Origin of the sequence: Pseudoxanthomonas sp. GM95 (assembly GCF_900109775.1) — a bacterium.
Lineage (GTDB): Bacteria > Pseudomonadota > Gammaproteobacteria > Xanthomonadales > Xanthomonadaceae > Pseudoxanthomonas_A.
Genome location: NZ_FOAX01000003.1, coordinates 353,767 through 375,382 on the forward strand (window position 1 = coordinate 353,767; position 21,616 = coordinate 375,382).

Annotated in this window: 17 protein-coding genes and 1 pseudogene; 10 read left to right on the top strand and 8 right to left on the bottom strand. The window is 68.0% G+C overall.

All coding sequences use genetic code 11. From position 1 onward, the window contains the following. Nucleotides 1-143: 143 nt before the first annotated feature. The 3 genes from BMZ17_RS16400 (at nucleotide 144) to BMZ17_RS16405 (ending at nucleotide 4,506) form a co-directional block, all read left to right on the top strand. Nucleotides 144-2,345, top strand: coding sequence for a S9 family peptidase (locus BMZ17_RS16400; protein WP_093140996.1), 2,202 nt, complete (start codon nucleotides 144-146; stop codon nucleotides 2,343-2,345). A 98-nt stretch (nucleotides 2,346-2,443) separates the two neighbouring features. Next, nucleotides 2,444-2,626 carry a hypothetical protein gene (locus BMZ17_RS21005; protein WP_139202964.1) on the top strand — a complete coding sequence of 61 codons (183 nt, stop codon included), beginning with the start codon at nucleotides 2,444-2,446 and terminating at the stop codon, nucleotides 2,624-2,626. Nucleotides 2,627-2,724: 98 nt separating this feature from the next. Beyond that, a complete protein-coding gene (locus tag BMZ17_RS16405; RefSeq protein WP_093142283.1) occupies nucleotides 2,725-4,506 on the top strand; it encodes a DUF885 domain-containing protein in 1,782 nt (593 codons plus the stop codon). Nucleotides 4,507-4,549: 43 nt separating this feature from the next. Here the strand turns inward: BMZ17_RS16405 and BMZ17_RS16410 are convergent, their stop codons facing one another. The 6 genes from BMZ17_RS16410 to BMZ17_RS16435 form a co-directional block, all read right to left on the bottom strand. Continuing rightward, nucleotides 4,550-5,020, bottom strand: a complete 471-nt coding sequence (locus BMZ17_RS16410; protein WP_093141001.1) for a hypothetical protein — start codon at nucleotides 5,018-5,020, stop codon at nucleotides 4,550-4,552. A gap of 252 nt (nucleotides 5,021-5,272) precedes the next feature. Further along, nucleotides 5,273-6,997: a PQQ-dependent dehydrogenase, methanol/ethanol family gene (locus tag BMZ17_RS16415; protein ID WP_093141004.1), complete on the bottom strand. Its 1,725-nt coding sequence runs from the start codon at nucleotides 6,995-6,997 to the stop codon at nucleotides 5,273-5,275. Between the two features lie 68 nt (nucleotides 6,998-7,065). After that, the gene (locus tag BMZ17_RS16420; protein WP_093141007.1) at nucleotides 7,066-7,680 is read right to left on the bottom strand and encodes a QcrA and Rieske domain-containing protein; all 615 of its coding nucleotides are present in this window, start codon (nucleotides 7,678-7,680) and stop codon (nucleotides 7,066-7,068) included. Nucleotides 7,681-7,696: 16 nt separating this feature from the next. Continuing rightward, on the bottom strand, nucleotides 7,697-9,133 hold the full coding sequence (gene aldA / locus BMZ17_RS16425) for an aldehyde dehydrogenase (RefSeq protein ID WP_093141010.1): 1,437 nt from the start codon (nucleotides 9,131-9,133) through the stop codon (nucleotides 7,697-7,699). A 94-nt stretch (nucleotides 9,134-9,227) separates the two neighbouring features. Next, nucleotides 9,228-10,103, bottom strand: coding sequence for a transporter (locus BMZ17_RS16430; RefSeq protein WP_093141013.1), 876 nt, complete (start codon nucleotides 10,101-10,103; stop codon nucleotides 9,228-9,230). 428 nt (nucleotides 10,104-10,531) lie between these two features. Continuing rightward, nucleotides 10,532-12,532 (bottom strand): sigma-54-dependent Fis family transcriptional regulator, encoded by a 2,001-nt coding sequence (locus BMZ17_RS16435; RefSeq protein WP_093142286.1) that lies wholly within the window; start codon nucleotides 12,530-12,532, stop codon nucleotides 10,532-10,534. 431 nt (nucleotides 12,533-12,963) lie between these two features. Between BMZ17_RS16435 and hemB the strand changes: the two genes are divergently transcribed. The 5 genes from hemB to BMZ17_RS16460 all read left to right on the top strand — a co-directional run bounded on the left by hemB (nucleotide 12,964) and on the right by BMZ17_RS16460 (nucleotide 18,853). Next, nucleotides 12,964-13,959 carry a porphobilinogen synthase gene (gene hemB, locus BMZ17_RS16440; RefSeq protein WP_093141017.1) on the top strand — a complete coding sequence of 332 codons (996 nt, stop codon included), beginning with the start codon at nucleotides 12,964-12,966 and terminating at the stop codon, nucleotides 13,957-13,959. Between the two features lie 3 nt (nucleotides 13,960-13,962). Then, nucleotides 13,963-14,304, top strand: a complete 342-nt coding sequence (locus BMZ17_RS16445; RefSeq protein WP_093141021.1) for a hypothetical protein — start codon at nucleotides 13,963-13,965, stop codon at nucleotides 14,302-14,304. A gap of 84 nt (nucleotides 14,305-14,388) precedes the next feature. After that, a complete protein-coding gene (aroE, locus tag BMZ17_RS16450) occupies nucleotides 14,389-15,228 on the top strand; it encodes a shikimate dehydrogenase (RefSeq protein ID WP_093141026.1) in 840 nt (279 codons plus the stop codon). Nucleotides 15,229-16,041: 813 nt separating this feature from the next. Continuing rightward, a complete protein-coding gene (gene dinG / locus BMZ17_RS16455; RefSeq protein ID WP_093141031.1) occupies nucleotides 16,042-18,177 on the top strand; it encodes an ATP-dependent DNA helicase DinG in 2,136 nt (711 codons plus the stop codon). A gap of 142 nt (nucleotides 18,178-18,319) precedes the next feature. Further along, nucleotides 18,320-18,853 (top strand): TetR/AcrR family transcriptional regulator, encoded by a 534-nt coding sequence (locus BMZ17_RS16460; RefSeq protein WP_175485644.1) that lies wholly within the window; start codon nucleotides 18,320-18,322, stop codon nucleotides 18,851-18,853. 42 nt (nucleotides 18,854-18,895) lie between these two features. On the opposite strand, the gene BMZ17_RS16465 is transcribed toward BMZ17_RS16460, so the two are convergent. Then, nucleotides 18,896-19,513, bottom strand: coding sequence for an NAD(P)-dependent oxidoreductase (locus BMZ17_RS16465; protein ID WP_093141039.1), 618 nt, complete (start codon nucleotides 19,511-19,513; stop codon nucleotides 18,896-18,898). A 120-nt stretch (nucleotides 19,514-19,633) separates the two neighbouring features. On the opposite strand from BMZ17_RS16465, the gene BMZ17_RS16470 reads away from it, so the two are divergent. Then, the gene (locus tag BMZ17_RS16470; RefSeq protein WP_093141042.1) at nucleotides 19,634-20,014 is read left to right on the top strand and encodes a winged helix-turn-helix transcriptional regulator; all 381 of its coding nucleotides are present in this window, start codon (nucleotides 19,634-19,636) and stop codon (nucleotides 20,012-20,014) included. Between the two features lie 14 nt (nucleotides 20,015-20,028). Here the strand turns inward: BMZ17_RS16470 and BMZ17_RS16475 are convergent, their stop codons facing one another. Continuing rightward, complete coding sequence (locus BMZ17_RS16475; protein ID WP_093141045.1) at nucleotides 20,029-21,120, bottom strand: acyltransferase family protein; 1,092 nt, start codon at nucleotides 21,118-21,120, stop codon at nucleotides 20,029-20,031. A gap of 338 nt (nucleotides 21,121-21,458) precedes the next feature. Here BMZ17_RS16475 and BMZ17_RS16480 point away from each other — a divergent pair. Next, a pseudogene (locus BMZ17_RS16480) lies at nucleotides 21,459-21,581 on the top strand (LysR family transcriptional regulator); the annotation flags it as partial. Between the last annotated feature and the right edge of the window lie 35 nt (nucleotides 21,582-21,616).

A 21,616-nucleotide genomic window follows, 5' to 3' on the forward strand; every position in this document is an offset into this window, starting at 1 on the left:
CTTGCCGCCCACTGCTTGATCCGCTGTAGGAGCCGCTTGAGTGGCGACAGGGCTTCCCTTAAGAAGCCTTTCGTCGCTGAAGCGGCTCCCACACCTTTTGGCGTCATCGCCGATGATGGGCGCCCCCGCTTAATCGTGCCGCCATGACGCCTGCCCCCACGACCCCGCTGACGCTTGAAGCAATCACCGGCGATGCGCCGCTCAGCGGCCCGACCCTGCTCAAGCCGCGCCTGTCGCCCGATGGCACGCGCGTGACCTACCTGCGCGGGCGCGAGGACGATCGCTTCCGCCTGGACCTGTGGGAGTACGACGTGGCCAGCGCGCAGCATCGGCGGCTGGTCGAGGCCTCCACCGTGCTGCCCGGCGAGGAAGTGCTGAGCCTGGAAGAACAGGCAAGGCGCGAGCGCCAGCGCATCGCGGCCTATCGCGGCATCGTCGAATATCAGTTCTCGCCAGACGGCCAGCGGCTGCTGTTCCCGCTGGGCGGCGAGCTGTATCTGTTCGACCTGCACGCCACCGCTGACGCGGCGGTGCGCCGGCTGACGTTCGGCGAAGGCTTCGCCACCGATCCTAAAGTCTCGCCGCTGGGCGGCTATGTGAGCTTCATCCGCGCGCGCAACCTGTGGGTGGTCGACCTTGCAGAAGGCGCGCAGGTGCAGCTGACCTTCGACGGCGATGCGGTGATCGGCAACGGCGTGGCCGAGTTCGTCGCCGACGAGGAGATGGCGCGCCACACCGGCTATTGGTGGGCGCCGGACGATTCATCCATCGCGTTTGCCCGCATCGACGAAGCGCCGGTGCCGATCAAGCAGCGGGTCGAACTGCATGCCGATCGCAGTCTCGTGGTCGAGCAGCGTTATCCGGCCGCCGGCGAAGCCAACGTGCAGGTGCAGCTGGGCGTGATCGCACCACGCGCCGGCGCGACGCCGCAGTGGATCGATCTGGGCGAGGACACTGACATCTACCTGGCGCGCGTGAACTGGCGCGATGCCGGGCGGCTGGCCTTCCAGCGCCAGTCGCGCGACCAGCAGACGCTGGACCTGATCGAACACACGCTGGCCACCGGCGCGCAACGCACGCTGCTGACCGAGACCTCGCCGACCTGGGTGCCGCTGCACGATGCGCTGCGTTTCCTTGAGGATGGACGCTTCGTGTGGGCGTCCGAACGCAGCGATTTCCTGCATCTCTATCTGTGCAGCGAGGACGGCCAGACGGTCACCGCGCTGACGGCCGGCGACTGGCCGGTGGACGCATTGCTGGCGATCGACCACAAGGCGGGCCTGGTGTATTTCAGCGCCGGGCTGGATGCCGGGCAGCCGGCGCCGATCCAGGCGCAACTGTTCGCGGTGTCGCTGGACGGCGGCGCCATCCACCAGCTTTCCCAAGTGCGCGGGACGCACGCCGCCAGCTTCTCGCGCGAGGCCACGGTGTACGTGGACAGCTGGTCCAGCACCACGGTGCCACCGCAACTGACCCTGCATCGCGCCGATGGCGAACACCTCGCCACGCTGATCGACAACGACCTGGCCGATCCCACGCATCCCTACGCGCCCTACGCAGCAGCGCAGCGACCGATCCGCTTCGGCACGCTCACCGCCGCCGATGGCCACACCGCGCTGCAGTACAGCCTGATCACGCCGCCGGATTTCGATCCGGGCCAGCGCTATCCGGTCGTGGTCTATGTCTATGGCGGCCCGGCCGCGCAGACCGTCACCGAGAGCTGGGCCGGTCGCGCCGATGCGCTGTTCAACCAGTACCTGGCCCAGCGCGGCTACGTGGTCTTCAGCGTGGACAACCGCGGTACGCCGCGACGCGGACGCGCGTTCGGTGGCGCGCTCCATGGCCGACAGGGCACGGTCGAAGTGGCCGACCAACTGGCCGGCATCAACTTCCTCAGGACGCTGCCGTGGGTCGATCCCGCGCGCATCGGCGTGCATGGCTGGTCCAACGGCGGCTACATGACCCTGATGCTGCTCGCGCAGGCGCCGCATGCGTATGCCTGCGGGATTGCCGGTGCCCCGGTCACCGACTGGGCGCTGTACGACACCCACTACACCGAACGCTACATGGGCCATCCGCGCAGCAACGCGGCCGGCTACGCGCAGGCCAGCGTGTTCACCCACGCGGCCGGCATCGCGCCGGGCGCGCTGTTGCTGCTGCATGGCATGGCCGATGACAACGTGCTGTTCTCCAACGCCACCGCGCTGATGAGCACGCTGCAGGCGACCGGCACGCCGTTCGAGCTGATGACCTTCCCCGGCGCGCGCCACGGCCTGCACGGCAAGGACGCGCTGTATCGCTATCGGATGAGCGAGGAGTTCCTGCGTCGCCAGCTGCGTCGCTGACGCGTCGCAGGCGCTGCGACGCGTGTGGCGTGTCATGGCGCGCCGCGCTTGCGGCCCTGTATCGGCCGTCGCGGTTCCCAGGATCCCCGGACCACGCCATGCAGCCCATCCTCCACGAAGCCGATTTCCTCGCCTCGCTCACGCCGGCCCAGCGCCGCTGGTACCTGCAGCGGCAGGCGCAGCCCACGACGGCCGAACCAGAATCCACACGCGCAGCACCACCCGCCGCGCCATCACCACGTGCACAGGTGGAAGGCCTGCTTGCAGAACCGTCAGCGTGAGCGACTGACGCGCACGGCATGACCTCCAGCGCATTGCCGGATGGCGCGGCAGTGCGTAGGGTCGCCGGCACCTTCCTTCATGCCCGGACGCTCCCATGATCAAGCCACTGGTTCTCGCCGTTGCCCTGGCGCTGTGTGCGCCGTTGCCCGCGCTGGCGGCGCAGGCCAAGACGCCGGCCGCGCCGGCCTGGGTCGCGCGCAGCAACACCCAGGCGCAGCTGCTGCTGGAAGCGCAGGCCAAGTTCATGCCCGAGTTCGCCAGCTCGGTCGGCCTGCCGGCCTACGACGCCAAGGTCGCCGACCTGGGGCCGGACCAGCCCGCCCGCTATCGCGCCACGCTGGAGGACTCCAAGCGCAAGCTGCAGGCCGCGCTGGCCACCGAACGCGATGCCAACGTCCGCCAGGACCTGCAGATCCTGCTGCACGCCACCGAGGAAAGCATCGAGGGCAGCCAGCTCAACGAAGCCCTGATGCTGCCGTGGCTGGACGCGCCGCAGTCGGTGTTCAACGGCATCAACGACCTGCTCTCCGACCAGATGCCGGCCGCGCGCCGGGCCAAGGCGCTGGACCGCCTCAAGGCCTATGTCGGCACCGCGCCGGGCAGTACGCCGTTCACCGCACTGGCCCGCCAGCGCTACGAGGAGAAGCTCGCCAATCCCGCGCTGCTGCAGCCGACCAAGCTGGAAGTCGAGCGTGCGCTGTCGAACGTGGACACCTACATCGATGGCATCCGCGAGCTATTTACCCAGTACAAGATCACCGGCGCCGAGCCGACCCTGGCGCGCATGGCCGAAGAGCTCAAGGCCTACGGCGAGTGGACGCGCAGCACCGTGCTGCCCAAGGCGCGCACCGACACGCGCCTGCCGCCGCAGCTCTACGCCTTCCAGCTCAAGCAGTTCGGCATCGGCATCGATCCGCAGCTGCTGATGCAGCGCGCGCAGGTGGAATTCATGGAAACCCGCATGGCGCTGCAGCAGCTGGCGCCGCAGGTGGCCAAGGTCAACCACATCGCCGGCACCGACTACATCAGCGTGATCCGCGCGCTCAAGCGCGGCACCATCCCCAACGACAAGCTGGAAGCGCACTACCGCGGCGTGATCGACCAGATCGATCCGATCATGAAGCGCGAGCGCATCGTCACCGTGCCCAAGCTGCCGCTGCAGATGCGCCTGGGCTCGGCGGCCGAAAGCGCCGCCTCGCCGGCCCCGCACTACCTGCCGCCGCCGCTGGTGGGCAACACCGGGCAGCAGGGCCAGTTCGTACTGCCGGTCGGCAATCCGTCGGCCGATGGCAAGGACGCGGGCAGCCAGTACGACGACTTCAACTTCGCCGCTGCGGCGTGGACGTTGAGCGCGCACGAAGGTCGCCCGGGCCATGACCTGCAGTTCGCCGCGATGGTCGAACGCGGCCTGTCGCTGGCCCGCACGCTGTTCGCCTTCAACTCGGTCAACGTCGAAGGCTGGGCGCTGTATGCCGAGGCCGAGATGGTCCCGTACGAGCCGGCCGAAGGGCAGATGATCGCGCTGCAGTTCCGCCTGCTGCGCGCGGCGCGCGCAATGCTGGACCCGATGCTCAACCTGGGCCTGATCGACCGCGAGCGCGCCCGCCAGGTGCTGGAAGACGACGTCGGTCTGTCACCGGCGATGGCGCGGCAGGAGCTGGACCGCTACACCTTCAACGCGCCCGGCCAGGCCGGCAGCTATTTCTATGGCTACAGCCGGATCCTGGAACTGCGGGTGCAGACCGAACTGACCCTGGGTAACAAGTTCGACCGCCAGGCGTTCAACGATTTCCTGCTGGACCAGGGCCTGCTGCCGCCGGACGAGTTGGCCGAGGCGGTGCGGACTCAGTTCGTGCCGAAGTTCGCCGCGGCGAAGTAAGCCGCGGCGGCGCCGCCCCCGAGCCGGGGGCGGGCCACAGGCCTTACGGGCGCGGCGCCGGGGCCGGTTCCTGCACCTGAATCGCGGGGTCGACCGCGGCGCCCGGCGGCACGTAGATCGCCACGCCGTTGGCCTGCTTCTGCTGGGTCGGAATGCCGATGCCGATCCCGCCGCCGACGTGGCCGCCGTAGCTGCCGCCCCCGACCGACAGGCCCACCGGCGAGCGTCCACCGCTGCCGGCGCCGATCAGCACCACGCCATTGGCGCCGAGCTTGGCGGCTTCATCCTTGAGCCGGCGCATGGCGGCATCGGTCTGGCCCTGGGTGCCGAAGCCGACCGCGCTCTGCGCTTCGAGCTGGGCGATCTGGATCGCGCCCGGCGGCACGGCCGTGTACAGCCGCACCGTGGCCGGATCCACCGGTGCGCGCGCATCGGACAGCATCACCTTGGAGGTGCCGGCGCAGGCAGCCAGCGACAACAGCAATGTGACGGCAAGGACAGGACGTAGGTTCATGGCGTACCTCGTGCGGGCAGCGGGATGGCGCGTGGCGCCAGTGGCCCGGCATGATCCGCCAAGCGCACTGAATCCGGGCCGACGCACCTTGGCCCCGCGCACGCCAGCACGGCGTGAGGACGACATCACCGGCTCAACACGCCATCGCAACGCCGCCGTCGGAATCACGACTACGCCACAACGCACGCTGCCGGCACGAGGCCGGCAGCATGTCGAAACATCCCAGCAGTGGCGCCGTCGGGCGCGCGCCGATCAATCCAGCGCGAACACCCACACGCTACCGCCTTCAGGGACCTTCTCGTCCCAGCCGGCCAGGGCGTGCATCTTGCCCTGGATCCACTGCGCGTCCACGCCGTAACCGGAGACCACCGCGATGTACTGCTTGCCATCGATCTGGAAGCTCGACGGCGGCGAGATGATCCCCGATGGCGTCGGGAACTCCCACAGCAGCTTGCCGCTGGCCGCATCGTAGGCGCGGAACATTCGATCGTTGGTGCCACCGGCAAACAGCACGCCGCCGGCGGTGGTCAGGATCGAACCGAAATTCCACGACTTGGCGTACTTCTCCTCCCACATCACCTTGCCGCCATCCACGCTCCAGGCCTGGATGCCGCCGATGTGGTCGAAGCCTTCCTTCACCGACAGGTCCAGCTTGTTGATGTCGGCGCCGGCCGACCACTGGCCCGGGATGATCGGCTGGATGATGCCGGTCAGGGTCAGGCAGTGGTTGTCGTTGTAGGGCACGTACAGCATGCCGGTCTTGGGGTTGTAGGCCTCGTACGGCCAGTCCTTGCCGCCCCACAGGCTGGGGCAGTAGGTGTGGGTTTCACCGGTGTGCGGCTTGGCGTCCAGGTTGTAGGTCGGGCGCCCGGTCTTGGGATCGACGCTGGTGAACACCGTATTGGTCACGTACGGCTCGGACTTGTTGTAGGTGATCTTGCCCTTGGCGTCGCGGTCCAGCCAGTAGATGCGGCCGTTGCGCTGGGCGCTGATCATGCCGCTGACCTTCTTGCCGTTCTTGGTGTATTCCACCAGCGTCGGCGCGTTCATGCCGGCCCAGTCCCAGGAATCGTTCCAGTGGTACTGGAAGTGGCTGATGATGTCGCCGGTCTTGGGGTCCAGCGCCAGCACCGAGGCCAGGTACAGGTTGTCGCCCGGACGCTGGTCGCCCATCCACGGGCCGCCGTTGCCCACGCCCCAGTAGATCACCTTGTTCTTGGCGTCGTAGTTGCCCGGCATCCACATCGTGCCGCCGCCGTGCTTCCACGCGTCCTTCCACTGGCCGTCCTGCGGCCAGGTCTCGAAGCCCTTCTCGCCCGGCGCCGGTACGCTGTAGCGCGTCCAGGCCAGCTTGCCGGTTTCCGCGTCGAAAGCCTTGAGGAAGCCGCGCACGCCGAACTCACCGCCCGACGGGCCGATGATCACCTTGCCCTGCACCACCAGCGGCGCGGAGGTGATGTAGGCGCTTTCGGTTTCCCAGTCGCAGACCTGCGCTTCCCAGATCAGCTTGCCGGTCTTGGCATCCAGTGCGGAGAGCGCGCAGTCCACGCTGCCGACGTAGACCTTGTCGCCGTACAGCGCCACGCCGCGGTTGGTGCGATGCAGGGCGCCGATGCCTTCGGGCACCTCGCGCTGGAAGTGCCACAGCGGCTTGCCGGTCTTGGCGTTGTAGGCGAACACGTGATTGTGCGGCGTGGCCACGAACATGTACTCGCCGTTGACGATCGCCGGCGCCTCGTGGCCCGACAGCACGCCGGTGGCGGCCGACCACACCGGACGCAGCTTGCTGACGTTCTCGGTGGTGATCTGGTCCAGCGCGCTATAGCTCCAGCCAGCGTAGTTGCCCTTGGTGAGCAGCCAGTTTTCCGGCTCGGGGTTGATCAGGCGGGCATCGGTGACAGGCTTGTAGTCGGCCGCGGCCAGTGGGGCCGAGGCCAGGGTCGCGATCAGCGCGACGGTGATGAGCGGCAGTTTCATGCGGTTCCTCCCGGTAGAGCGTTGGTTGGGGTGCAGGGGCACGTGGGGGGACGTGGGGGATGAGCGGATCAGCTGGTGGGCGGGCCGAGCGGGCCGTCGAACTTGCCGGCGACCACGATCGCGCCGTCTTTCATGGCCAGCGGCAGCATCGCCAGGCGGCGCGTGGCCGGGCCTTGCGCGACCGCGCCGCGATCGGTGGCGTCGAAGATCGAGCCGTGGCAGTTGCACACGATCTTGGTCTTGTCCGGATGCAGGGTGGTGATCGGGCAGCCGTAGTGCGTGCACAGCGAGGAGAAGGCGACGATGCCGTCGGCCGCGTTCTTGGCGCTGGCCGGCTTGAGCTGGTCCGGTGCTAGCCGCACCACGGTCAGCAGGTTGGCCTTGGCCAGCAGCACCTTGCCGTCGGGCGCCAGCGGATAGGCCAGCACTGGCTCGGCGCCGACCTTGACGTCGTCCGGCTTGACCTCCTGGTCCTTGCGGTCGCCGAGCATGAAGGCGAGCTTGTCGCCCACTTCCGGCTTGCGCACCGGCGTGGCCTGGGCCAGCGCCACGCCGGGAATGGCCAGTGCCGACAGCGCCAGTGCGCCGCCCAGCATGGAACGTCGCGCCGGATCACGCGGCTGGTCCTGGTCCGCGGCGCAGCAGGTGCAGGCGCAGCGGGGCGGGGAAATCGAATCGGTCATGCGGATGCCTCGGGCGTCAGGTGGTCTGCAGGTAGACGACGTGGGTTTCGGTGAATTCGTACAGGCCGTGCTTGCCGTCGGCCCCGCCGATGCCGGACTTGCGCCGGCCGGCGTGGAAGCCCTGCATGGCCTCGAAATGCTCGCGGTTGATGTAGGTCTCGCCGAAGCGCAGTTCGCGCACGGCCTGCATTGCCGAATTGATGTTGCGGGTGAAGATCGAGGAGGTCAGGCCGACCTCGGAGTCGTTGGAGAGCGCGATGGCTTCCTCCAGCGAATCGACCACCTGGATCGGCAGCACCGGGCCGAAGATTTCCTTGCGCATGATGTCCATGTCCTCGCGCGCATCGACGATCAGCGTGGGCTCGTAATGCAGGCCCTGGCCCAGGTCGGCCTTCTGCCCGCCGGTGACCACGGTGGCGCCATCGCGCTTGGCCTGCTCGACCATCGCGGCAACCTTGTCCAGCCCGGCCTGGTTGATCAGCGGGCCCATGTGCAGGTCGTCGCGCGCGGACGGATCGCCGTACTGGGTGGCCTTGAAGTGCTTGGCCAGGCGATCGACCAGCGCTTCGTGTGCGCCGCGCTCCACGTACACGCGCTCGGCGCAGTTGCAGACCTGTCCGGTGTTGATCACGCGCGAGTCGTAGATCGCCTTCGCGGCGATATCCAGGTCCGCATCGGCCAGCACGATCGCCGGCGCCTTGCCGCCCAGCTCCAGGTTGACGCGGGTCAGGTTGCGGCCGGCCGCCTGCATGATGTGGCTGCCGGTGGCGATGCTGCCGGTAAAGGTGATCAGGCCGACGTCGTTATGGGTGACCAGCGCCTCGCCGGTGGAACGGCCCAGGCCGCTGACCAGGTTGAACACACCCTTGGGCAGATCGGTTTCTGCGAGCAGTTCGGCGAACGCAAACGCATTGAGCGGCGTTTCCTCACTCGGCTTGATCACGATGGCATTGCCGGTGACCAGCGCCGGGGCGACTTTGCGCGCAATCAGGAAGAACGGGAAATTCCACGGCAGGATGCCCGCCACCACGCCGATTGGTTTGCGCATCAGGAAGATGTGCTCGTTGACGCGGTCGCTGGTGATGACCTCGCCTTCCAGGCGACGCGCCCACTCGGCCATGTAGTCCATGTAGTCGGCGGTGAAATCCACTTCCACCTGCGCCAGCTGCTGGATCTTGCCCTGCTCGCGCACGATGATCCCGGCCAGCTCGGTGCGGTGCTCGCGCAGCTTGGCCGCGATGCGGCGCAGATGGCCGGCGCGTTCGATCGCCGGCTTTTTTTCCCACGCCGGCTGCGCGCGCCGTGCGGCCTGCACGGCGGCGTCAACGGTCGATGCATCGCTGTCAGGCACCTTCGCCAGGACCGCGCCGGTCGCCGGATTGAAGACATCCACGGTGGCGCTGCCGCTGTCGACGAAGGCGCCGTCGATGTAGTTCTGGTAGGTCTTGGTCATGAGTTCTTTCTTCCGTGTGTGTGTCTTGGTTCGATCGACTGCGGCGCGCCTGGCCAGCGCGCAGGCATTGCGCCGGCCAGGCAGGGCGACGGGTTCAGAACACGTAGGCGTACTTGAGGTAGACGCCGTTGTTGACGCTGTGGTTCTTGCCCGCCAGCGAGGTCGAATAGCGCACCGCGATGGACTGGTTGGAGAAGGTGTGGAACATCAGACCCGGCCCACCATCGACCACCCAGCCACTGGGCAGGCCGTCGTTGGCATCGCTGTAGTCGCCATCGATGGCGATGAACGGCTCCAGGTGCTCGCTGACGCGATAGGAGAAGCGGTTGTTGGTGTGCCAACTCAGGCCCGGCTTGATGCCGTTGTCGCGCTCGCTCTGCCAGACCAGGCCGGCGTCGCCGGTCCAGTTGGCCTTCTCGCTCATCTTCCAGTCCCAGAACACGCTGGACAGGTTCTTCCAGTTGGTATCGCTGACGCGGTCGGTGCCGACCGGGATCTGCAGGAACGACTGGAAACCCAGGGTCAGGTTCTTGCTGGGCTTGTACCAGACAGCAAAGCCGGTAAGCGGGTCGCCGATGCCGCTGATGCTGCGGTCGTCCTCGTTGACCGCGTTGCGGTTGCGGATACCGACCTCGGGCACGATGACTTCCCAGGCCAGGCCGATGTTGCGGTTGGATTCGGGCGTCCAGAAGCGCACGTATTTGGACAGGCCGCTGATGACCTTGTTGTCCGAGCCGTCGGCACGATCGCCCTGGCTGTCGAATACGCGGGCGTTGTTCTGGTAGCTGCCGTACTGCACGAACACGTTGAACGGCTCGAAGTCGACCGGCAGGTCGTACTCATGAGGCCCGATGACATCGAACGTGGTCTGGGCCTGGACGGCACCGGTGCAGATCAACGACAGCGCAGCGCACAACCGCAACGCGGTCCTGCAGCCACGACGCCGGCTTTGCGTCGAATGATGATTCATGCAGCACTCCCTCCCGAGTGGTGTTGGATCCGTTGCACCGCAGCGACAGGACGATGCGATGCAGCGGTCAGACGTTCGCGACAGCGGCGGGGGCCGCAGCGGATCGCGGAAGGACAAGAGCAATTGCCGTGCCATGTTTTCGACATGGCGAAAAGCGCGATAAAAACCCCATGAAAACAGGCGTTTCTCGAATTCCAGCTGCAGCGCGATCCAGCACGTATGCGACAGCTTGGCCGGCACAGGTGTGACAGCCCCTGCGACACCTGTCGCACCCGCAGCGGCTTGCGCGATGCCCGTGCGACATCGCAGGGCATCCGCATGCGCACGCAGCGTTGCAATCACGCGATCGGCCGAGCGCACGCACGAACGCCACGCCGAAGCGCCACCCCATGCGCACGGCATCGGGCGGCGTGTGCTGGATCAGAGGATCAGGAGAGCTGCGTCGGCGAGACGATCTGCAGCCGTTTCATGCGCCGGTAGATGGTGGCGCGACAGGTGCCCAGATCGCGTGCGACCTCGCTGATGTTCCATCGCTGGCGACGCAGTGCGTCGAGCAGCAGGTCGCGTTCGGCTTGGCCGTCCTGCAGCTGGCCGAGCGGACGCAGGCTGGATTCCAGCAGCGGCATCCCGACCGGCTCGCGCGGGTCGTAGTCGCCGAAGATGTCTTGCGGCAGGTGCAGCGGCTCGATCGCCTCGCCATCGGCGATGGAGAGCGCGAAGCACAGCACGTTGCGCAGCTCGCGGATGTTGCCCGGCCAGTCGTGCTCGACCAGCAACGCCATCGCCGCCTCGCTAATCTCGGCGGTGGTGTTCATCGCCTGCGCTTCGGCCTGCACGATGTGGCGGATCAGGAAGCGGATGTCGCGCCGCTCGCGCAGCGGCGGCAGCGCCAGCGTGGCGCCGCACAGGCGGTAGTACAGGTCTTCGCGGAAGGTGCCGGCGACGATCTGCTTGCGCAGGTCGCGATGCGAGGCGGCGATGACGTTGAGGTCCACGCGGATCGGGCGGTCGCCGCCCAGCGGCATCACCTCGCGCTCGGCCAGCACGCGCAGCAGGCGCGTCTGCAGCAGCAAGGGCATGTCGCCGATTTCATCCAGGAACAGCGTGCCGCCATCGGCGCGCTGGATCAGGCCCTTCATGCCCTTGTTGCGCGCACCGGTGAAGGTGCCGGGCGTGTAGCCGAACAGTTCGCTCTCGATCAGCGAATCGGGAATCGCCGCGCAGTTGACCGCGATGAACGGGCGCTCGGCACGCTTGCCCGAGGCATGCAGCGCTTGGGCCAGCACTTCCTTGCCGGTGCCGGTTTCGCCCTGCAGGAAGATGCTGACCGGCTTGTCGACCAGGCGCGTGGCGCGTTCGATCAGCTGGTCCATGCGCGGATCACCGCCAGACAGGCGACGCAACGGCTCGCCACGGCGCGGATCGGCCGAGACCTCGCTGTCCACCGCCTGCAGGCGGCGCGGCGCGGCCTTGGGCGTGATCACCGAGACGTGATAGCCGCGGCCGTCGCGGGTGGTCACGATGGCGTGGTCGGCGCCGGCCGTGCCCTTGGTCAGACGCCAGATGTCATCCACGCGCGCGCCGAACACTGCGGTCAGGTGGCTGTCGATCACCACCGGCCGGCTGTCGCCGAAACGTGGCGGCGCAGCGTCCAGCTGCAGCTGCGCACGCGCGCCGGAGTTGGCGCCGACGATGCGGCCATCGCGATCCACCGCCAGCATCAGTTCGCCGCACACATCCACCAGCGGACCGGCCGTGCCCAGGCGCAGGATCCAGTGGTCGCGGAAGTGCTGGATGAAGTTGGCGTCCTCGATCATGCGCGCATACAGCACGATCATGTGCCGGGCCAGGTGCTGGCTCTCGCGCTTGTCCGGCGCCGAGAGCGCCGACACGTCCAGCGCGCCCATGAAGGTGCCCATCGGGTCGTACAGCGGCGTGCTGGTGCAGCTCAGGCCGACGTGGCCGATGTAGAAATGATCCTCGCGATGGCAGGTCAGCGTGGTGCGCTCGGCGATGCAGGTGCCGATGCCATTGGTGCCGGCATGGACCTCGTTCCAGTTCGCGCCCAGGGCCAGGCCGGCGCGGCGCAGCGGGGCGTCCCAGGTGTCGTTGCCGATGTAATCCAGGGTCACGCCTTCGGCATCGGTGAGCAGCAGCACGTAGCCCAGCTCGGAGACGTGCTTGTACATCTGCTCCATGCCGGCGCGCGCCACGTGCAGGTGTTCCTCGTGCTGCTGGCGGCACTCGCGCAGGCGCGCGGAGGTTTCGATGCGCACGTCCGGGCGCATCGCCGGGTCCAGCGCGTGCTCGTTGGCGCAGCGGCGCCACGAGCGATGGATGAGGGCGGTATTGGGATCGTGCAGGATCGGCGTGGCGGTGGAACGGACCACCTGCAGCACGGTATCCACATGCTGGCGCGCGTCTGTCATGGCTTCGCTTCCCTCTTCCGGTTCGCTAGCGGTACAGCGGTTGGTCGGACCAATGCGGGACAGTGCGTTGCACGCAGCCATCCGACGCTTCTGCTGTGATCCCGACGTTCCCCTGCGTCGAACGCCAGCCTGCGCGCGGCGTAATTTGCCGGCGGACGTTGGGCGGCGATCCTACGCGCGCAAACTGCGGCCCACAACGCGTTTCGGTGCTGCGCTGCGGCATCTCGCGAGGCATCGGTCGCCGTTGCATGACATGACGCGCGCGCGCTTCGATGCGGTTGAGCGCGGTGGCATCCGCATCGCTGCGAGGGTGGTCCGACCACTGCAAGCAAGCGCTCACTGGCTGAAAACGCGTCAGCCGCGACGGCGCGCTGCGGCAGGCCTTCGGGTATGGCGGCGTATCATGACCGCCTGCTGCTGGAGCCCGATCTATGTCCTACCCCGCCCACCGCCCGCGCCGCATGCGCCACGACGAATTCTCGCGTCGGCTGATGCGCGAGAACACCCTGACCACCGACGATCTGATCCTCCCCGTCTTCGTGCACGAAGGCCAAGGGCGCATCCCGGTGCCGTCGATGCCGGGCGTGGAGCGGCTGTCGATCGAGGAACTGCTGCGTGTGGGCGAGCAGGCGCTGGAACTGGGCGTGCCGGTGCTCGATCTGTTCGGCGTGCCCGATCCCGAGGCCAAGACCGCCGATGGCCGCATCGCCTGGGACGAGGACGGCATCATCCAGCGCGCGGCGCGTGCGCTGAAAAGCCGCTTCCCCGACCTGGGCCTGATGACCGACCAGGCGCTGGACCCGTACACCACCCACGGCCAGGACGGATTGATCGACGATGCCGGCTACATCCTCAACGACGAGACGATCGAAGCGCTGGTCAAGCAGTCGCTCTCCCATGCCGCCGCTGGCGTGGACATCCTCTCGCCCAGCGACATGATGGATGGCCGCATCGGCGCGATCCGCGGCGCGCTGGAAGGCGCCGGCTTCATCCACACCCGGATCATGGCCTACTCGGCCAAGTACGCCTCGGCGTTCTACGGCCCGTTCCGCAGCGCCGTCGGCAGCGCCGGCAACCTGGGCAAGGGCAACAAGTTCACCTATCAGATGGACCCGGCCAACCTGGACGAAGCACTGCACGAGATCGCGCTGGACCTGGAAGAAGGCGCGGACATGGTGATGGTCAAGCCCGGCATGCCGTATCTGGATGTCGTGCGCAAGGTGAAGGACACCTTCCACCGGCCGACCTTCGTCTACCAGGTCAGCGGCGAGTACGCGATGCTCAAGGCCGCGGCCGCCAACGGCTGGCTGGACGAGCAGGCGGTGATGATGGAATCGCTGACCGGCTTCAAGCGCGCCGGCGCCGACGGCATCCTGACCTACTTCGCCTTCGACGCGGCGAAGCTGATCCGCCAGCGTTTCAGCTGAGCCATGGATAGCACTGCCCTGGCGATGCAGGCCCTGCTCGGCCTGCCGATGGTCTGCGCGACCGCGTTCGCGCTGGTGATTTCACTGGTCGCCCCGCAGGTGCCCGGCCGCGGCCTGGCCCGCGCCGGCGCCTCCCTGATGCTGGTCAGCCAGCTGGGCGCGCTGGCGATCAGCCTGAGCCAGGTCGCGCTGTTGCAGCGCAGCCTGGCCGGCGGCGGCGACCTGCGCCAGCTACAGATGACCATCGGCCTGATCCACATGGGCCTGGGCGTGGTCGCGGTGGTGGGCATCTGCCTGCTGGCCGGAGGCTTCCTGCGGACCGCGCGCGTGGCCGCCCAGCGCTGAGCCGATACCCCGCCCAAAGGCGTGCAGACCCGTCTACGCGGCGCGTGGGACACTAGGTCACTTCAGTTCCGCGTGAGTTCCCGCATGAGTCGCTACGCCCTGTTTGGCCGCTCCGTCTCCAAGTCGCTGTCCCCGCAGATCCATGCGGCGTTCGCCCGCCAGACCGGCATCGCGATGGAGTACGTCGGCATCGATGCCGAACCCGACGCCCTGGACGCGGCGATGGACGCCTTCGCCGCCAGCGGCGGCCGTGGCGCCAACATCACCGTGCCGCACAAGGAAGCCGCCTTCGCCCGCTGCACCGTGCTGAGCGAACGCGCGCGCCTGGCCGGTGCGGTCAACACCCTGCGCCTGGACGAGGCCCAGTGGTACGGCGACAACACCGATGGCGCCGGCCTGATCCGCGACCTCACCGGCCGCCACGGCCTGGATTTGCGCGGCCGTCGCACCCTGCTGCTGGGCGCCGGCGGCGCCGCGCGCGGCATCGCCCCGGCGCTGCTGGAGGCCGGCGTGCGCGAGCTGGTCATCGTCAACCGCAATCCCGAGCGCGCCGACGCCCTGGCCGACGTGCTGGGCGAACCGGCCCGCGCCCACACCCGCTACTGGGAAGACCTGGCCACCATCGGCGACTTCGAGCTGGTCATCAACGCCACTTCCGCCGGCCGCTACGACGGCGTGCCGCTGTCGCTGCCGTTCGCCCTGTGCAACGACATGACCGCCGCGGTGGACCTGAATTACAGCGAGGTCGCGATCCCGTTCCTGGCGTGGGCCCGCACCGCCGGCCTGCGCACGATCGTCGATGGCCTGGGCATGCTGATCGAGCAGGCCGCGGAAAGTTTCGAGGTGTGGCACGGCGTGCGACCGGACACCGATGCGGTGTATGCGCTGCTGCGGCAGCAGACGCCGGAGCCGAAGGCGGGGTGAGTGACCGCCCTCGCCACGAGGGCCGTGAGTTCTAGCAACAACAAGAGCTTTCGTGCGGCTTCGCCGCCCGACCTACTTTCTTTGCTCGTGCAAAGAACAGTAGGCAAAGAAACACGCTCCCGGCGGCACGCCCTCGCTTCGCGAGGGTCCGCTACGTGGCGAGGGATTTTTGGAAGGGACATCCATGTCCCTTCCAAAAACGCCGCACATCCCTGTGCGGCGCCCTGCGGGTCTTGGCCTCGCCCCTTCGCCGTGCCTCACGGAGGATTTGAGAGCACAGGCAAGAGCAGAAGCGAAAAGCTGAAAAGCCAAGCACCCTCGTAAGCCACAGAAATCTGCATGACCTAGAACAGAGCTTGATCTACTGCTCTGGCTTTGTCTTTGGCTTTAGCTTCTGCTGTTGCTTCTGCTGTTGCTGTTGCTGTTGCTGTTGCTGTTGCTGTTGCTGTTGCTGTTGCTCAGATGTTGATCTTTAGCGCCTTTAAAGCGAGCCGAGCACCGCAGGCGGAAACGGTCGAAGAGGCGCGGGTGTCTGAGCGCAGCGAGTTCCCGCGCCGTGCCGTTTCCGGCGAGGAGCACAGGGCACCGCCGCAACGCGGCGGCGAGTGTTTTCAATCCCCTCTTGGGGACAGGCGCTGGCGGTTTTGCTTCCTTTTGCCGAGACAAAAGGAAGACGCGCCGCGTAGCGGGGCGGAAGCTCTTGCTTTTCGGTCAAGCGCAGAAGGCGGGAAATGCCGGCGCCAATCCTGAAATCGCCAGATAGGCCGACGCGTATCTCGTCCCCCGCGACACCCCCATGCGAAAATACCCGCCATGAGTGATGGCACCGGCCCAGCAGCGGCAAGCAAGGATCCGGCCGAAGCGGGGCGCAGCCTCGACGAGGCCCTGAAGACGCGCATCCGCGAGACCTACACCGCCCTGCGCGATGCGACCCCGGGGTTCATGACCCGGCGCTCGCAGAGCCAGATGATCGGCGTGGCCTCGCGCGCGCTGGGCACCAGTGGCGGCGTGGGCGTGATCGAGGCGCCGACCGGCGTGGGCAAGTCGCTTGGCTACCTGACCGCCGGCGTGCCGATCGCGCTGGCGGCCAAGAAGAAGCTGGTCATCAGCACCGGCACCGTGGCGCTGCAGTCGCAGCTGGTCGAGCGCGACATCCCCGCGTTCCTGAAGGCCACTGGCCTGCAGGCGTCCGTCGCCCTGGCCAAGGGCCGCACGCGTTACCTGTGCACGCGCAACGTGGCCGAGCTGCAGGGCGAGGCGACCGGGCAGGAATCGATGTTCGGCGACGAAGGCGCGCTCTACGACCGCCCGCTGACCCCGGCCGACACGACCCTGGCCAACCGTCTGGCGCGGCTGTTCACCGACAACCATTGGAATGGCGACCTCGACGCTTCGCCCGAACCCGTCACCCCGACCCTGCGCGCGCGCATCACCACCAACGCGGCTGGCTGCGCGGGCCGCAAGTGCACCTATGCCAGCCAGTGCCCGGTGCTGAAGGCGCGCGCCAACGTGCGCGAGGCGCAGATCGTGGTCACCAATCACGCGCTGCTGCTGTCCACGCTGTCGCTGGGCGACAACGAGAACGGCCAGCCGCTGATCGCCGCGCCTGGCGAGATGCTGCTGGTGCTGGATGAAGGCCACCACGTCGCCGGCGTCGCCATCGGCCAGGGCGCCGCGCGCCTGCCGATGGACGACATGAGCCGGCGCACCAGCCGCCTGCAGACGCTGATCGCGGCGACCTATCGCATGATCGACAAGGACACGATCAGCCACCTGCATCCCAACGAGGCGATCGACCTGGCGGTCAACGTCAGCCGCCAGCTCAAGGCCTTCCGCGATGCGCTGGATGCGGCCTGGACGCCCGATCCGTCCGAGCGCGAACCGCAGTGGCGCGCGCCCAATGGCCGCCTGCCGCTGGACTGGTCGCCGGCCATCGACGCGCTGGCCGACGACACCCGCAACCTGCTGAACTGGGTCACCGCCGCCGGCCCGCTGGTCAACAAATCCAAGCAGGAAGACGCCACCAAGGAGCGCGTGCAGCGCAACCTCGGCATGGCGCTGGAGATGGTCCAGGCCCAGTACGACCTGTGGGCCGGCTGGAAGCGTGAAGACCCCGACGGCGTGCCGCCGATGGCGCGCTGGATGACCCGTGCCCACGATGGCGATCTGGTCTGCCATTGCTCGCCGGTCTCGGCCGCGCAGGTGCTGCGCCAGCTGCTGTGGAAGGAAGTCGATTCGGTGGTGATGACCTCGGCCACGCTGACCGGTGGCAACGGCTTCCAGGCGCTGGCCATCGACACCGGCCTGCCCGACCACGCCGAGACCGTCAGCCTGACCTCGCCGTTCGACCTGGCCACCCAGGCGCAGCTGGTGGTGCCCAAGTTCCCGGCCGCGCCGGACGACCGCGAAGGCCATCCGAAGGAAGTCGCCAAATACCTGGTCCGCGAACTGGACTGGGGTAAGGGCTCGATGGTGCTGTTCACCTCGCGCTGGAAGATGGAAAAGGTCGCCGACCTCCTGCCGGTCACCCAGCGCAACCGCGTGCTGGTCCAGGGCGATGGCAACAAGTCGCAGGTCATCGGCGAACACCTGCGCCGCATCGCTGCGGGCGAGGGCTCGGTGCTGTTCGGGCTCAATTCCTTTGGCGAAGGCCTGGACCTGCCCGGCGAAGCCTGCACCACGGTGGTCATCACCCAGGTACCGTTCGCGGTGCCGACCGACCCGCAGACCGCAACCTTGAGCGAGTGGCTGGAAAGCCGCGGCCACAACGCTTTCAACCTGATCGCGATCCCGCATGCGCTGCGCACGCTGACCCAGTTCGCCGGCCGCCTGATCCGTACCTCGACCGACACCGGCCGGGTGATCATCCTCGACTCGCGCCTGCTGACGCGCCGCTACGGCCGCCAGATCATCGACGCGCTGCCGCCCTTCGCCCGCGTGATCGGCTGAGGCCTCCACGCATCACGCGCGCGTCCACCGGCGTGCACCGGTCACGACTTTGCCGGTAAGGTGGTGCGTCACCCGCGCTGCTGCCCCGATGCCTGCTGCTTCCGCCCCTTCCCGCCTTCGCGCCGACGCCGCGCAGAACCGCATGCTGTTGTTGCAGGCGGCCGAAGAGGTGTTCACCGAGCACGGCGTGCAGGCGCCGCTGGAGCTGGTGTCCAGCCGCGCCGGACTGGGCCGGGCCACGCTGTTCCGCAACTTCCCCGACCGGCAGACGCTGGTGCTGGCGCTGCTGGAGCGCGGCCTGGACACCATCGCCGCGGAAGCCGAGCGCCTGCACGACACGCCCGATGCACTGGTCCAGCTGCTGCGCTTCGTACTGGAGCGCGTGGCCACGCACGCGCCGCTGGTGGAGTACTGGCAGACCGTCGGCCGCAGCCAGCCGGAGATCGAGGCGGCGATGATGCGGCTGGTGACGATCTTCGATCCCGTCGTGCAGGCCGCGGTGGCCCAGCGTCGCTGTCGCGCCGACCTGGTGGCCACCGACATCCTGCTGTTGCTGAAGCTCTTCAGCGCCTGCGCCGCGCCGATGATGCAGGAGCTGGCGCCGTTCGAGCGCATCTGGGGCTTTGCCCTGGACATCGTCCAGCCCGCCGAGCCCAAGCGCCCGCGCAAGGCATGAAGCCGACCCGCCGCGCGCTGGCGACGGGCCGGCGTTGCCCATTTAGTAGGCGATGCTGAAACGCTGCTTCACGTGCTTGGGTGTTTCGATCTCGTCCAGCAGCGCCACCGCGTAATCCTCATAGGAAATCGCGCTGTTGCCTTCGGCATCGGCCATGAAGGCATCGCCGCCCAGGCGGAACGTGCCGGTGCGCTCGCCCGCATGGAAATACGCGGCCGGCGACAGGAAGGTCCAGTCGAGGTCGTCCACGGCCTTGAGGTCGCTCAGGAACTGCGCGCCGGGCACGGCTTCGGACTTGTACTCGGCGGGGAACTCGGGGCTGTCGAGCAGGCGCACGCCCGGCGCCACTTCCAGCGAGGCGGCGCCGCCGACGACCAAGACGCGCTTGATGCCCGCCGCACGCGCAGTGGTGAGCACGTGGTCGGCCATGACGGTGGCGAAGCGGGCCGAGCTGACCAGCACGTCGTGGCCGGCGAGTTTCGCGCCCAGGCCGGCCGGATCGGCGGCGATGTCGCCTTCGACGAAGGACACGCCTGCGCCGGCGAGGTCATCGGCCGGCTTGCGGGCGACGATGGTGACGGTGTGGCCGCGGCGCAGGGCCTCGGCCAGGATGCGGCGGCCAACGTTGCCGGTGCCGCCGATCAGGGCGATGGAAGACATGGGTGACTCCAGTGGTTACGAAAAGGAACCATGGCATGATGGGCGCCCGGACCGCCCCTGCCAAGAAGGGAGCGCGGCGTGTCCAGGTGACCTGCGTGTAACCCCCGACGAGCCCGTGCCATGACCCTGCACCGTTCCAATGCCCCCTATGCCGCGCTGTGCCCGGTGCGCGATGTGCTCGACCGGCTGGCCGACCGCTGGAGCACGCTGGTGCTGCAGGCGCTAAAAGAGACGCCGCTGCGCTTCTCCGTGTTGCAGCGGCGGATCGACGATGTCTCCAAGCGGATGCTGGCCAAGACCCTGCGCGGACTGGAGGAGGACGGCCTGATCACGCGCACGGTGTTCCCCAGCAAGCCGCCGGCGGTGGAATACGCGCTGACGCCGATGGGCCGCAGTGTCCTGCCGCACATCGAGGCGCTGGTGGTGTGGGCCGACACCCACCACGACGCCATCCGCGCCGCGCGCGCGACCTATCGCGAGCAGCTCGACGAAGTCGCCTGACGCCTTGCCGGAGTTCAGCGCGAGCCGACCCCACCGCCTGGATTGGCCTGCGGCGCGGGTGCGCGCGGCCACCAGCGCTTGAGCCTGCGTCGCACCCAGGCCAGCGCCGGATTCTCGAACAGCCGGTGATAGGCCACGCCGGCGGCAATGGCGGCGACCAAGCTCAGCAGCACGTTCGCCGCCCAGTGGTGCAGCAGCGGCACCCGCGCCGAGATGCGCGCGACCGCCGACATCAGCGGCATATGCAGCAGGTAGATCGCATAGGACGCGTTGCCCAGGCGCACCAGCGCGCGCGGGACGCCGAATGCACCGGCGTCTTCCAGCCGCACCAGCGGCACCAGCAGGCAGGCCAAGCCAAGGCCGAACAGATACGAACTGCCGCGCGGGTATCCCAGCCACGCGAACAGTCCCAGGCTCGCCACGGCGCCCAGCACGAACGGCCACGCCGTGCGCAGGCGCGTGCCCAGCACCAGCCAGGCCGCGGTCATGCCGAACACGAATTCCAGGTTGAGCGGATTCAACAGGATCGAAGCCAGCGACGTATCGACCGGCAGCTGGAACGGCGGCGCCGTGAGCAGCCGCGCCACGATCGCCAGCGCCCACAACGCGCCGCACAGCAGCGGCCGACGCAGCTTGAAGAACAGCAGCGCCCACAGATAGAAGTGCAGCTCGAACGCCAGCGTCCACGCCGTGCCCAAGGCCGACTGCGAACCCAGCGGAATCAGCGTCAGCGTGGCCAGCACGCTCCAGGTGCGGCCGGATTCGGCCAGGCGCGGGAACAGCAGGTACACCGACAGCAACGCGATGGCCACCGGCAGATAGGGCACGTAGATCCGGGTCAGGCGGCTTTCCACGTAGCGCGCGGTCCAGCCACGCCTCTGGCTGCTGTCATAGTTGACGTAGTAGAGGATGAAGCCGGACAGCACGAAGAAGAAATCCACGCCCAGATAGCCGCGCTCCATCAGCGTGTTCAGCGCGACCGGAATCGGCGCCACCAGATGGTTGGTGGGAAACGTCACGTGGATCATCACCACCGCCAGGGCAGCCAGCGCGCGGCCGGCCTGCAGGACGTCGATGGTGCGATGACGTGACATGGGCAGGGACATGGCTTCACCTCCTGTGGGCAACTGCACGCGGCGCGCACCCGACTGCGCTACCGCATCACGCGCGCGACATCGGCACGCCACAATGTTTCCACGACAACGCCCGCCGCATCGTGCATCGGCCGCCGTGGCGTTCGAGACGGTTCATCTGCACATGAACATGTGCCATGCAGCGTGCACGCCCCAGCACGGCGTCATGCATCGACATCCATTGCGCAGGTGATGCCCCGCTGGGCTTCCAATTCTGTCAGGCGCGCGGTGAGCGCGGCATGCACGCGCGTGTAGGCAGCGCTGCCCAGCAGCAGGCGATGATCGCGCGCACCCGCTTGTCGACGGATGCGCTGGTGCGCGTGCTGGAAGCCTGGTGTCCGCCGATGCCGGGCCTGTTCCTCTACTACCCGGGCCACCGCCATGTGCCGGCGGGGCTGAAGGCCTTCGTCGCCGTGTTGCGCGAGCTGACGTAGCGCGTCTTGGCGCGCCCGCCACGCGCCGCTGGTTA